We start from the raw sequence: 13490 nt of genomic DNA, 5'->3' as shown, positions 1-13490 counted from the left end.
ACGAAGGGGGCATGACGCCCGTGCGGGCGGGAAGTCAGCCCGCCGGGACCGAGCGTGGGAGGCGAGATGGCGTACGGCGGGAGCAGCGGCGGCACCGGGAGAGCCGGCCGGCGGCGCTCCGGCCGTACCGCTCGATGACCTCGCTGGGCCGGCTCGCCGGCCGCCTCCTGCCGTCGGTGACGATGCCCCTGGTCGGCGACGCGACCCGGACGGTGCCGCACCTGGTGGGTGACGCGTCCCGCAGCGTCGGCGGCACCGCGACCCGGCTGGCCCGGGCGGCCGGCCTGACCAGTCGCCGGGTCTGGTCCCGGCCGGGCCGCCACCACATCGAGGTGCACGGCGTCGGCCAGGACGGCGGGGACCGGCTCGCCCGCCAGGTGGAACGCACACTGGAACGGCTGCCCGGGGTCGCCTGGGCCCGGGTGAACTCGCCCTCCGGCCGGGTGGTCGTGGCCGTCGAGGAACCGGAGCCGAAGCTGCGCGACCTCATCACCACGATCGCCCGCTGCGAACGCACCTGCGACCACGAGCCCGACCCGGAGATCCCACCCCCGCACCCGCCCGAGGACGGGCCGCGCACCCCCCGCACCCTCGGCGCGCTCGCCTCGGACGCGCTCGGCCTGACCATCTCGGCGGCCACCCGGATCCTGCCGTTCACCCCGGTCCCGGGCGAGGTGTCCGGCCTGCTCACCGCCGTCGACCTGCACCCCAGGCTGCACGCCCTCGCCGGGCGGGGACTGCGCGCCGACCCGCGCGCCGACATCCTCTTCCCGCTCGCCGAGGCGGTCGTGCAGGGCCTCACCGGCGGCTGGGCCGGGATCGTGCTGGACGGCGCGCAGCGCGTCGTGCAGTGGGGCGAGGCCCACGCGCAGCTCAGGGCCTGGGCGAAGGCGGAGCCCCGGCTCACCGGCGACCCTGACCGGGCCGTCGCCCGGGTCCCGACGGCCGAACGCCCGAACGCGAAGCCGGACGGGCCCGCCGAGCGCTTCGTCGCCCGGATGCTGGCGGCGGGCACGGCGGCCGGGGCGGCGGCGGTGCCGGTGCTCGGGGGCAAGCGGGCCGCCGCGCTCGGGCTCTCCAGCCTGCCCAAGGCCCCGGGCAGCGGCCGCGAGGGGTACGCCGCCCAACTCGGCCGCATGCTCGCCCGGCGCGGCGTGATCGCCATGGACCGCAGCGTGCTGCGGGAACTCGACCGGATCGACACGGTGGTGCTGGACGCCGCCGTGCTCGGCTCGCAGCGGGCCGTCCTCGCCGACCTCGCCCCGCTGTCCGGGGCGGACACCGGGCAGGTGGCCGCCCGCGCCTTCGCGCTGTTCGACCCGGCCGCCCCCGGTCAGGTGCGGCGGGCCGACGGGTGGCGGCTCGGCCCGCTGGACGCCGTCGACGCGACCGACCCGGGCGACACCGACGACAGCCGGCGGCTGCGCTCCGGCGGCGGCACACTGCTCGGCCTCGCCGAGGCGGACCGCCTCGTCGCGCTGCTCCGGGTGGAACCGGAGCCCGCCCCCGGCGTGGACGCCCTGCCCACCGCCGCCCGGCAGGCCGGCCTGCGGCTGGTGGTCGCCGGAGACGACGACGGCCGGTACGCCTTCGCCGACGCCGTCCTGCCCGGCGGCCCGCGGACCGTCGACACCGTGCGCCAGTTGCAGCGCGACGGCGCGGTGGTGCTGCTGCTCTCCGCCGACCGGGCGGCGCTGGGTGCGTCGGACTGCGGGCTCGGGGTGGCCGGGCCCGACGACCTGCCGCCGTGGGGGGCGCACCTGCTGGTGGGCACCGACCTGCGGGTCGCCGCCCTGATCATCGAGGCGGTGGGGGTGGCCCACCGGATGACCGCGCAGAACATCCGGCTGTCCCTGGCCGGCACCGGGCTCGGCGCGCTCGGCGCGTTCACCGCCGACCCCCGGCAGCTCCCGGGCCGGACGCTGGCCGCCGTGAACGGGGCCGCCGCCCTGGCCTTCCTCAACGGCGTGTGGCGGGCGGGCCGGCTGCCGGACCGGGCCGACAGCGCGCCGCCGGCCCCGACCGCGTGGCACCTGATGCCGGCCGACGCGGTGCTCCACCAGCTCGGCACCGGCCCCGCCGGCCTCGACGACGCCGAGGCGCAACGCCGCCTGGCCGGCCGCACCGGGGACACGCCGGGCCAGTCCGGGCTGCTGCGCGCGTTCGTCGACGAGTTGGCCAACCCGCTCACCCCCGTGCTCGCCGCCGGCGCGGTGCTCTCCGCGAGCTTCGGCTCGCTCGTCGACGCGGCCCTCGTCGGCGGGGTGGTCGGCGGGTCCGCTCTGGTCGGGGCCGTCCACCAGCGCAACACCGAACGGTCGCTGGCCGAGCTGCTGTCCCGTTCGGCGGTCACCGCCCTGGTCCGCCGGGGCGGCACGGAACGGACGGTCGCCGCCGAGGAACTGGTCCCCGGTGACGTGATCGTCCTCGGGCCTGGCGACGCCGTGCCGGCCGACTGCCGGCTGCTCGCCACGGACGGGCTGGAGGCGGACGAGTCGTCGCTGACCGGCGAGTCGCTGCCGGTGGGCAAGTCCACCGACCCGGTGGTCGCCGCCGCCGTCGCCGACCGGCGTTCCATGCTGTACGAGGGCACCACCGTCGCCACCGGCCACGGCACCGCCGTCGTCGTCGCCACCGGCGCGGACACCGAGGCGGGACGCAGCCTCGCGCTGGCCCGGCAGTCGCCTCCGGCCAGCGGGGTGGAGGCCCGGCTCGGCAACCTCACCAAGTCGGCCGTCCCGTTGGCCGCCGGGTCGGCGGTGGCGGTGGCCGGGGCGGGACTGTTGCGCGGCGTACCCCTGGCGGAGACGGCGGCGACCGCCGCGAACCTGGCGGTGGCGTCGGTGCCGGAGGGCCTGCCGTTCCTGGTCAGCGCCGCCCAGCTCGCCGCCGCCCGGCGGCTGGCCGAGCACGGCGCGCTGGTCCGCAACCCCCGCACCATCGAGGCGTTGGGCCGCGTCGACGTGCTGTGCTTCGACAAGACCGGCACCCTCACCGAGGGCAAGCTGCTGCTCGTCGGCGTCGGCGACGGCAGCGGCACCCGGTACGCCGCGCCGGAGGCGCTGGACGGGCCGCTGCGGACGACCCTGGCCGCCGCGCTGCGCGCCACCCCGGCCGGCGACCCCGACGAGCTGCCCCAGCAGACCGACCGGGCGGTACGCCGGGGCGCGGCGGCGGCCGGCGTCGACGAGCGGACCGGCGCCGACGGCTGGCAGGCGGCGGGGGGCCTGCCGTTCGAGCCGTCGCGGGGCTACCACGCCACCGTCGGGCGGACCGGCGGCGGGCTGCTGCTCAGCGTCAAGGGTGCCCCGGAGACGGTGGTGCCCCGGTGCGCCGCCCGGCGCGCCGCCGACGGGCACGACCGGCCGCTGGACGACGCCGGCCGGGCCGAGCTGCACCGGATGCTCGCCGAGCGGGCCGGCGCCGGGCACCGCGTCCTGGCCGTTGCCGAGCGTCCCGTCACCGCCGAGGCGGTGACCGACGACGACGTGACCGGCCTCGTCTTCGTCGGCCTGCTGGCGATCGCCGACGGGGTACGCGAGTCCGCCGCGCCCGCCGTCCGCCGGATCCGGCAGGCCGGCGTGCACACCATCATGATCACCGGGGACCACCCGGCGACGGCCGAGGCGATCGCCGCCACCATCAGCCCCGACCACGGCGAGCAGCGGGTGGCCACCGCCACCGACCTGGACCGGCTCGACGACGACGCGCTCGCCGAACGGCTGACCCGCACCGACGTGGTGGCCCGCTGCACCCCCGCCCACAAGGTACGCATCATCCAGGCGTTGCAGCGCAACGGCCGGACCGTGGCGATGACCGGCGACGGGGCCAACGACGCCCCGGCGATCCGGCTCGCCGACGTCGGCATCGCCCTCGGCCAGCGGGGCACCCCCGCCGCCCGCGCCGCCGCCGACCTGGTGGTCACCGACGACCGGCTGGAGACCATCATCGCCACCCTCGTCGAGGGACGGGCCATGTGGTCCTCCGTCCGGCACGCGCTGAGCATCCTCGTCGGCGGCAACCTCGGCGAGATCGCGTTCAGCGTACTGAGCGCGGCCAGCACCGGCCGGTCCGCGCTCAACGGCCGGCAGTTGCTCCTGGTCAACCTGCTCACCGACCTGGCGCCGGCGCTGGCCATCGCGGTCCGGCCACCCGCCGACGGCCACGCCGACCACCTGCTGCGGGAGGGTCCGGACAGCTCGCTCGGCGAGACGCTGACCCGGGAGATCGCGCTGCGGGCGGCGTCCACCACGCTGGGCGCGACGGTGGGCTGGACGCTCGCCCGGTACACGGGGCGACGACGGCGGGCCGGCACGGTCGCGCTCGCCTCGCTCGTCGGCACCCAGCTCGGGCAGACGGTGCTGGCCGGCGGCACCAGCCCCACGGTGCTCGTGTCGACCGCCGCCTCCGTCGGGGCGCTGGTGCTCGTGGTGCAGACGCCGGGGGTCAGCCAGTTCTTCGGCTGCACCCCGCTCGGGCCGGTCGGCTGGAGCATCGCGGCGGGCTCGGCGCTCGGCGCGACCCTGGCCAACGGCACCCTCACCCGCCTGCTGAGTAAGGAAGGGCCCCTTGTTAACGCCTCCGGTCGAGAAGGGTCCCCTTCTCACACCTGATCACAGCGTGCGCTCGGAGATGGCCTCGATCAGATCGCCCACCGCCCCCTCGGGCAGCGCCCGGGCCACGTCGGCGACGGCGACGATGCCGACGAGGTCGTGGCCGTCGACGACCGGCAGCCGGCGCACCCGGTGCCGACCCATCGTGCGCAGGACCTCCGCAGCGTCGTCGTCGGCGTCGATCGTCACCGCCTCGCCCTGGGCCAGCTCGCCCGCCGTCACCATGGCCGGGTCCCGGCCCTCGGCCAGCACCTTCACCACGATGTCCCGATCGGTCAGCATGCCCGTGAGCCGGTTGTCGTCGCCGCGGATCGGCAGCGCGCCCACGCCCAGCCGGGCCATCTGCCGGGCGGCCGTCCGGAGGTCGTCCTGCTCGCTGACGCAGGTCACGTCGCTGGTCATGATGTCGCGTGCGGTCGGCATCGGCACGCACCTCACTTCCGGGAGGGTGTCCAGGGGTCGCCGCCGCTTCTCCTACCCCGGCCCCGCCGGCCCATGCGCGACCCGACCGCCGCGCCGGCCCATGCGCGACCCGACCACCGCGAGGGCCCGCCCGACCGCCCCGCGTCAGCCGTCCGACCGCCAGGTCGCCGCCGCCCGACCCAACCGGTCGTTGACCGCCCGCCCCACCCCGACGTCCGGCACCCGCTCCGCGACGATCTCCGCCACCCCGGCCGCGTCGAGCCGGTGCAGCGCGTCGAAGAGCCGGGCCGCCGCCACCGTCAGGTCACCCCCGGGCGACAGCACCTCGACCGCCGCCCAGTCGCCGCCCGCCGGCCGCTCCCGGAAGGCCAGCAGACCCCGCCGGGCACCGTCGCCGGCCGCCGGCTCCGCGCCGTCCACCACCCGCAACGGGGTACGCGGGGCGTAGTGCGCGGCCAGCGTCCCGGGTGCCACCGGCTTGCCGGAACTGCCCGGGCGTACGGTCACCGGGCCCACCGCCTCGACCAGGGTCTCCACCGGCAGCGCGCCGAGACGCAACACCACCGGCCGCCCGCCCCGGGCGTCCACGATGGTCGACTCGATGCCGCAGCGCGTCGGCCCGCCGTCGAGCACCACGTCGACCGCGCCGCCCAGCCCGGCCACCACGTGCTCGGCGCGGGTGGGGCTGAGCTGCCCGAACCGGTTGGCGCTCGGCGCGGCCACCGGCACTCCCGCCGCCGCGATCAGCGCCCGTGCGGACGCCTCGTCCGGCACCCGCACGGCCATCGACTCCAGCCCCGAGGTGACGATCGGCGGGATCGCGGCGGGACGGTCCACGATCAGCGTCAGCGGCCCCGGCCAGAACCGCTCGGCCAGCGCCGCCACGGCTCCGGGCACCGGCCCCACCAGCCCGGCCAGGTCGGCCGCGTCGGCGAGGTGGGTGATCAGCGGATCGAAGCTCGGCCGCTGCTTCGCCTCGAAGATCCGGGCCGCCGCGCGGGCGTCGAGGGCGTTCGCGCCCAGCCCGTAGACGGTCTCGGTGGGAAACGCCACCAGCCCCCCGGCCCGCAGGACCGAGGCCGCCTCGGCGATGCCGCTCTCGACGGGCAGGACGCGCGGGGATCCGGTGCTCACCCCCCGACGCTAACCTGCCCGTCCCGGGGGCGGCGGCTCGCCCCTTCTCCTCTCCCCGCCGGTACGAAAGGATGCGGGCATGCTCCGGACACCGCGTGCGCTCCTGCTCGACTTCGGTGGGGTCCTCGCGGACGCGCCGTCACCACCACCGGACCCGCCCGAGCTGGTCCAGCGGCTGTTCCGGCTCGTCGACGGCGCGGTCCCCGCCGAGCAGATCGCCCGCGACCTGACGGACGGCGCCCACGCGTACGGGCGGTGGCGCGACGAGGAGAGCGCCGCGGAGCACCCCGTCGAGCTGGGCCACCGGCAGGTGTGGGCCAGGTTCGTCACCGGCGGCTGGCCGGCACCGGCCCGGGCCGCCGTCGACCGGGAGGCGACCCCGCTGGCGTACGCCTGGACGTGGCACCCCGAGTGGGACGTGCGCCCCGGCATTCCCGCGGCCCTCGCCGCCGCCACGCACGCCGGCCTCCCGCTCGCGGTCGTCAGCAACACCACCTGCGGTGCCGCCCCCCGCGACTTCCTGGCCGCCGCCGGCCTCGGCGCGCTGTTCACCGCGCAGCTCTACAGCGACGAGGCGGGGGTGCGTAAGCCGAACCCGGAGCTGGCCCGGCTCGCCGCCCGGGCGCTCGGCGTGCCGGTCGCCGACTGCTGGTTCGTCGGCGACAGCCGGCACCGCGACGTCGCCTGCGCCCGCCGCGCCGGAGCCGGGGCGGCGGTGCTGATGCGCTCGCCGCGCACCGACCGCGAGGAGCCCCTGCCCGAGCTCGCCCCGGACGCCGTGGTCGAGGACGGCCACGGCCTGCTGGCCCTACTCCGCGCTTGCGAGGTCACCGAACGGCCGGATGACCGCCCTCGTTGAAGACGCCGACACGCCTCGTCACCGCGGGGCGGGGGCTCGCCGCTGGACGGCTTGAAACGCTGGGCTGTACGGATGGCTGCACTCGGGGTCGGAACCAACCGAGGAAAGTGCTGGTGGAGCCCAGGGGACTCGAACCCCTAACCCCTGCCTTGCAAAGGCAGTGCTCTGCCAGTTGAGCTAGGGCCCCGAGGGCGGGCGGAACCGCCCGGAGCTGGCAGTCGAAGAGACGGTCAGCGCAGGTCGGGCGCGGTGGTCGCCTCGTGCCACAGGGCCCGCTCGTCGTTGGAGGCCTTGACCTTCCGAACGACCAGGGCAGCCACACCGACGACGCCGGCCAGAATCAGAAGCTTCTTGAACATGGGGCGACCCCTTGCGCTCGACAGCCGTCGGAACGATGTGCGGTGGGGCTAGCTGGAATCGAACCAGCGACCTCAGAGTTATCAGCTCTGCGCTCTAACCGACTGAGCTATAGCCCCGCGTGGCGACGGCCAAGGTTAACGCATCCGCCCGCCGCGCCCCAAATCGGGGGCCGCCGAGCAGCACGCGCCCCGCCGTACCCCCGAAACTACCCGGACGCACGACGCCGGGGCGACCGCTTTACGCGGTGCGCCCCGGCGTCGGACGCGGTCAGTCCCGCTCGGCGAGCGTCAGCTCGATCCCGCCGACCAGGTCGGCGCAGACGTTGTAGACGAACGCGCCGAGAGTCGCCAGCGCGGTGAACAACACGACGTTGACCAGGCCGATCAGGGCGGAACTCAGGATCACGCCCTTGGCGGTGATCTGGAAGGTGCTGCTGCCCTGCCCGCCGGCGGCCACCAGGTCGGTCAGGCTGTCGTTGACGCTCTGGAACACGCCCATCGCGTCGAGCGCCAGGTAGAGCACCGACGTGGCCACGACCACCACGATGAACAGCACGACGGAGACGGCGAACGCGAACTTCATCACGGACCACGGGTCGATCCGCTTGAGGTTCAGCCGGGCCCGGCGGGGCCCGCGCGACGCGGCCGAGCTGACCGACGTACGCGCCGCGCGCACCGCGTCACCCACACGGGCGGCCCCGACGGCCGACGCACCGGCCACCCCCGGCGGCAGCCCGCCCCCGGTGGCGGGACGACCGAGGCCGGCCGGCCGGGCGCCGTCCGGCTGCGGCTTCGTGGTGGTGGTGGTGCCGCCCCCGATGCGCGGCAGGGTGCCCGTGACGGCGCTGCTGCCGGCCGCCGGCTGCCCGCCGCCGGTCCTGATCGGCTGGGTTGTCGCCGGGCGGGCCGCACTGCCCGCCGCCACGGCCGGAGCCGCCGCGGAGGTGGGCGCGTCGATGCCGGATGTCTCGGTCTTGTCGCTCGCCCCCGAATCGTCGCCGGGTGAGTCCGGCGGCGGCGCCATACCGGGCGCCCGGGTGAACTTCGGGGCAGGCGCGTCGGCGGGGACGGTTGCCCGGCCCACGGCCGCGCGGCCGGTCGCTGGTGCGCCGCCCTTCGCGGCGGCCTCCTCGTCGACCGGGTTGGCCGAGGTCCCCTTGTTCCCCGACTTCGCCTGTGTCTCCGTCATCAACTAGTCCTGTTCGTCAGGCTCGTCGGCATTGCGAGCAATCGCCACGATAGTCACGCCGTCCGGGAGGTCCATCAGCTTGACCCCCATTGTGTTCCGGTCACGCGTACGGCGTACAGGCTTCACCGGAGTCCGGATGACGCCACCGTTGCTCGTGATCGCGAACAGCTCGTCGTCCGGGTGGATCACCACAGCGCCGACCAGACCACCGCGGCGCTCGGTGATCTTCGCAGTCAGCACGCCCTTACCTCCCCGGCCCTGCACCGGGTATTCCTCGATCGGGGTACGTTTCGCGTATCCCCCGTTCGTGGCCACCAGGACGTCCAGCCCTTCGCGGACCACCTCCATGGCCAGCAGGACGTCGTCGTCGCTGAACCGCATGCCGATCACGCCCGACGTGGCCCGGCCCATCGGCCGCAGCGCCTCGTCCGTGGCGTTGAAGCGGATCGCCTGCGCGTTCTTCGACACCAGCAGCAGATCGTCGGACGGGGCGACGAGGGCAGCACCGACCAGCTCGTCCTCATCGCGCAGGTTGATCGCGATGACTCCGCCGGAACGGTTGGAGTCGAACTCCTCGAGCCGCGTCTTCTTCACCAGGCCGTTCTTCGTGGCCAGTACCAGGTAGGGGGCCACCTGGTAGTTCGGGATTTCGATGATCTGCGCGATCTGCTCGTCCGCTTGGAACGCGAGCAGATTGGCCACGTGTTGGCCCTTGGCTACCCTACTGGCTTCCGGAAGCTCGTACGCCTTGGCCCGGTACACCCGGCCCTTGTTCGTGAAGAACAGGATCCAGTCGTGCGTCGAGCACACGAAGAAGTGGCTGACGATGTCGTCCTGCCGCAGCGTGGCCCCGCTGACGCCCTTGCCGCCGCGCCGCTGCGAGCGGTACAGGTCGACCTTCGTCCGCTTCGCGTATCCCGTCCGGGTGATCGTGACCACCACGTCCTCGCGGGCGATCAGGTCCTCCATCGAGACCTCGCCGTCGAACGGCACGATCTTCGTACGCCGCTCGTCGCCCCACTTCGCGACGATCTCGCCCAGCTCCTCCGAGACGATCCGCCGCTGCCGCTCCGGCTTGGCCAGGATGTCCTTCAGGTCGGCGATCTCCAGCTCCAGCTTCGCCAGGTCGTCGAGGATCCGCTGCCGCTCCAGGGCCGCCAGCCGGCGCAGCTGCATGTCCAGGATCGCGGTCGCCTGGATCTCGTCGATCTCCAGCAGCCGGATCAGGCCCTGCCGGGCGTCCTCCACCGTCGGCGACCGCCGGATCAGGGCGATCACCTCGTCCAGGGCGTCCAGCGCCTTGCTCAGACCGCGCAGGATGTGCGCCCGTTCCTCGGCCTTGCGCAGCCGGAACGCCGTCCGTCGCCGGATCACCTCGATCTGGTGCTCGACGTAGTAGCGCAGGAACTGGGCCAGGTTGAGCGTGCGCGGCACCCCGTCGACCAGCGCCAGCATGTTCGCGCCGAACGTCTCCTGGAGCTGGGTGTGCTTGTAGAGGTTGTTCAGCACCACCTTGGCGACCGCGTCGCGCTTGAGCACGAGCACGATCCGCATGCCCGTACGCCCGGAGGACTCGTCCCGGATGTCGGCGATGCCGGCGAGCTTGCCCTCCTTGATCAGCTCCGCGATCCGCTCGGCCAGGTTGTCCGGGTTCACCTGGTAGGGCAGCTCGCTGACCACCAGCGCCGGACGGCCCCGCTTGTCCTCCTCGACCTCCACCACGGCCCGCATCCGGATCGACCCACGACCCGTGCGGTACGCGTCCTGGATCGCCTGGGTGCCCACGATCAGACCGTGGGTCGGGAAGTCAGGACCCTTGACGATCTCGATGAGCGCGTCGAGGGTCGTCGCCTCGTCGACGTCCGGGTTCTCCAGGCACCACTGCACCGCCGCGCCGATCTCGCGCAGGTTGTGCGGCGGGATCTTCGTGGCCATGCCGACCGCGATGCCCTCGGAGCCGTTGATCAGCAGGTTCGGGATACGCGACGGCAGGATGGTGGGCTCCTTGGCCCGGCCGTCGTAGTTGTCCTGGAGGTCGACGGTGTCCTCGTCGATGTCCCGCAGCATCTCCATCGCCAGCGGGTCGAGCTTGCACTCCGTGTAGCGCATGGCGGCGGCAGGATCGTTTCCGGGCGAGCCGAAGTTGCCGTTGCCGTCGACCAGCGGGTAGCGCAGCGACCAGGGCTGCGCCATCCGGACCAGCGCGTCGTAGATCGCCGAGTCGCCGTGCGGGTGGAACTGGCCCATCACGTCGCCGACGACGCGGGAGCACTTCACGTAGCCGCGGTCCGGCCGGTAGCCGGAGTCGAACATGGCGTAGAGGATCTTGCGGTGGACCGGCTTGAGCCCGTCCCGGACGTCCGGCAGCGCCCGCCCGACGATGACGCTCATGGCGTAGTCGAGGTAGGAGCGCTGCATCTCCACCTCAAGGCCGACCGGCTCGATCCGGTCGTGCGCCACGACTGCGGCGGCGGGGGTCTCGGGGACCTCGGGCTCGCTCGGGGTGGACTCGGGGGAATCGGTCACTGTTAACCCTTATCAGAATCAGAGTCGGTTTCGTGCTGTGGATAACCGCTGTGGAAACCGGCCGAGCTGTGGATAACTCTGTGGATCGGCGGGCCGCCGGTGGACGGCCGGGCGGGCCCGCCGGCTCCGTCAGATGTCCAGGAAGCGGACGTCCTTGGCGTTGCGCTGGATGAACGAGCGGCGCGCCTCGACGTCCTCACCCATCAGCACGCTGAACAGTTCGTCGGCCACCGCCGCGTCGTCGAGCGTGACCTGACGCAGGGTGCGGGTCGCCGGGTTCATCGTGGTCTCCCAGAGCTCGGGGTAGTTCATCTCGCCGAGGCCCTTGAAGCGCTGGATGTCGTCCGGCTTGGCGTTGGGCTTCTTCTGCTGGCGCAGCGCGATCAGCCCGTCGCGTTCGCGGTCGGAGTACGCGTACTGCGCGTCGTCGCCCTTCTTGTTCCACTTGATCTTGTAGAGCGGCGGGGCGGCCAGGTAGACGTGGCCCAGCTCGACCAGGGGCCGCATGAAGCGGAACAGCAGGGTGAGCAGCAGCGTCTGGATGTGCTGGCCGTCGACGTCGGCGTCGGCCATCAGCACCACCTTGTGGTAGCGCAGCTTCTCCATGTCGAAGTCGTCGTGGATGCCGGTGCCCAGCGCGGTGATCAGCGCCTGGACCTCGTTGTTCTTCAGCACCCGGTCGATCCGGGCCTTCTCCACGTTGAGGATCTTGCCGCGGATCGGCAGGATCGCCTGGGTGCGCGGGTCGCGGCCCTGCTTGGCCGAGCCGCCGGCCGAGTCGCCCTCGACGATGAAGACCTCGGACTCGCGCGGGTCGGTGGACTGGCAGTCGGCGAGCTTGCCCGGCATCGAGCCGGACTCCAGCAGCGACTTGCGGCGGGCCAGCTTGCGCGCCTGCTGGGCGGCGATGCGGGCGCGGGCGGCCTGGGACGCCTTGGTGATGATGATCTTCGCCTCGGCGGGGTTCCGGTCGAACCAGTCGACCAGCCACTCGTTGCAGACCCGCTGCACGAAGCTCTTCACCGGGGTGTTGCCGAGCTTGGTCTTGGTCTGGCCCTCGAACTGCGGGTTCGCCAGCTTGACCGAGATGATCGCGGCGAGGCCCTCGCGGATGTCCTCCCCGGAGAGCTTCTCGTCGCCCTTGAGCAGCTTCTTGTCCGCTCCGTAGCGGTTGACCACGCTGGTCAGCGCCGCGCGGAAGCCCTCCTCGTGGGTGCCGCCCTCGTGCGTGTTGATCGTGTTGGCGAAGGTGTAGACCGACTCGCCGTACGACTCGTTCCACTGCATCGCGATCTCGACCGACATGCCCTCCTCCTCGGCCCCGAACTCGACCACCGTCTTGTGGATCGGGGTCTTCGAGGCGTTGAGGTGCCGGACGAAGTCGGCGATGCCGCCCTTGTAGCAGAAGGTGACCTCGCGGGTCTTGCCCTCCTCGCCCTCGGGGACCCGCTCGTCGAGCAGGTGGATGGTGAGGCCCCGGTTGAGGAAGGCCATCTCCTGGAGGCGGCGGTAGATGGTCTGGAAGTCGAAGTCGACGGTCTCGAAGACGTCGGCGTCGGGCCAGAAGGCGACGGCCGAGCCGGTGCGGTCGGTGGTCTCGCCCTTCTCCAGCGGCGACGGCTTGGAGTTGGCGTACTGCTGCCGCCAGACGAAACCGGACTTGTGGATCTCCACCGCCATCTTCGTGGAGAGGGCGTTGACGACGGAGACGCCGACGCCGTGCAGACCGCCGGAGACCGCGTACGCCTTGCCGTCGAACTTGCCGCCGGCGTGCAGCACGGTGAGCGCGACCTCGACGCCGGGCTTCTTCAACTTGGGGTGCAGGTCGACCGGGAAGCCACGCCCGTTGTCGGTGACCCGGACCCCGCCGTCGGCCAGCAGCACCACGTCGATGGTGTCGCAGTGGCCGGCGAGCGCCTCGTCGACCGCGTTGTCGACGACCTCCCACACCAGGTGGTGCAGACCACGCTCGCCGGTCGACCCGATGTACATGCCCGGCCGCTTGCGAACCGCCTCCAGCCCTTCGAGGACGGTGATCGACTCGGCGCCGTACTCCTGCTTGTCCTGCGCTGCCACCCTCGGCCACTTTCTCGCGCCGCCGCGCCGCAAGCGGCGAGTCGGGCGCGGGTTCGGCGGACAGGACGCGACGTCGGCGCGCGGACCGGCACCGGGCGTGAACCGGGGCACGGGCCGGAGCGCCGGTCGCCGCGGATGCCCGCGGATCGCGATCGGCTCGACCCGACGTGGGACAATTGATCTCGGGCCCGGTGGGCCCGTGTCCGTCGCACCGTGTCGGGTCTTCGTCTCGCCCTCAATCTTACTGTGCGCAGACGACAGAACCGCCACTCGGCACCCCTTCGCGGCGGCTGAGAACTCCGTAGCCGGCC

General features: G+C 73.6%; 8 protein-coding genes and 2 tRNA genes. 2 read left to right on the top strand and 8 right to left on the bottom strand.

The window, feature by feature from the left end:
* Window positions 1-134 precede the first annotated feature (134 nt).
* On the top strand, window positions 135-4613 hold the full coding sequence (locus O7628_RS12400; protein WP_278136294.1) for an HAD-IC family P-type ATPase: 4479 nt from the start codon (window positions 135-137) through the stop codon (window positions 4611-4613).
* On the opposite strand, the gene O7628_RS12395 is transcribed toward O7628_RS12400, so the two are convergent.
* Both O7628_RS12395 and O7628_RS12390 read right to left on the bottom strand, forming a co-directional pair.
* Window positions 4614-5036: a CBS domain-containing protein gene (locus O7628_RS12395; protein ID WP_278130481.1), complete on the bottom strand. Its 423-nt coding sequence runs from the start codon at window positions 5034-5036 to the stop codon at window positions 4614-4616. It abuts the gene before it with no gap.
* Between the two features lie 144 nt (window positions 5037-5180).
* A complete protein-coding gene (locus O7628_RS12390; protein WP_278136293.1) occupies window positions 5181-6146 on the bottom strand; it encodes an L-threonylcarbamoyladenylate synthase in 966 nt (321 codons plus the stop codon).
* A 103-nt stretch (window positions 6147-6249) separates the two neighbouring features.
* Here O7628_RS12390 and O7628_RS12385 point away from each other — a divergent pair, with 103 nt between their 5' ends.
* On the top strand, window positions 6250-7029 hold the full coding sequence (locus tag O7628_RS12385) for an HAD family hydrolase (RefSeq protein WP_278130479.1): 780 nt from the start codon (window positions 6250-6252) through the stop codon (window positions 7027-7029).
* Between the two features lie 111 nt (window positions 7030-7140).
* Here the strand turns inward: O7628_RS12385 and O7628_RS12380 are convergent.
* The 6 genes from O7628_RS12380 to gyrB form a co-directional block, all read right to left on the bottom strand.
* Window positions 7141-7216, bottom strand: a tRNA-Ala gene (locus O7628_RS12380).
* A 43-nt stretch (window positions 7217-7259) separates the two neighbouring features.
* Window positions 7260-7388 carry a DLW-39 family protein gene (locus O7628_RS12375; RefSeq protein WP_232290182.1) on the bottom strand — a complete coding sequence of 43 codons (129 nt, stop codon included), beginning with the start codon at window positions 7386-7388 and terminating at the stop codon, window positions 7260-7262.
* A gap of 43 nt (window positions 7389-7431) precedes the next feature.
* Window positions 7432-7505: transfer RNA gene (locus O7628_RS12370), tRNA-Ile, on the bottom strand.
* A gap of 151 nt (window positions 7506-7656) precedes the next feature.
* Window positions 7657-8577 carry a DUF3566 domain-containing protein gene (locus tag O7628_RS12365; RefSeq protein WP_278130478.1) on the bottom strand — a complete coding sequence of 307 codons (921 nt, stop codon included), beginning with the start codon at window positions 8575-8577 and terminating at the stop codon, window positions 7657-7659.
* A gap of 3 nt (window positions 8578-8580) precedes the next feature.
* Window positions 8581-11103, bottom strand: a complete 2523-nt coding sequence (gene gyrA, locus O7628_RS12360) for a DNA gyrase subunit A (RefSeq protein WP_278130477.1) — start codon at window positions 11101-11103, stop codon at window positions 8581-8583.
* Window positions 11104-11232: 129 nt separating this feature from the next.
* Window positions 11233-13179: a DNA topoisomerase (ATP-hydrolyzing) subunit B gene (gene gyrB / locus O7628_RS12355; protein WP_074478270.1), complete on the bottom strand. Its 1947-nt coding sequence runs from the start codon at window positions 13177-13179 to the stop codon at window positions 11233-11235.
* Window positions 13180-13490 lie beyond the last annotated feature (311 nt).

It is taken from the genome of Micromonospora sp. WMMD956, from assembly GCF_029626125.1.
GTDB lineage: Bacteria > Actinomycetota > Actinomycetes > Mycobacteriales > Micromonosporaceae > Micromonospora > Micromonospora carbonacea.
The sequence above is the reverse complement of the archived record's forward strand: the minus strand, read 5'-3'. Positions and strand labels throughout refer to the sequence as shown.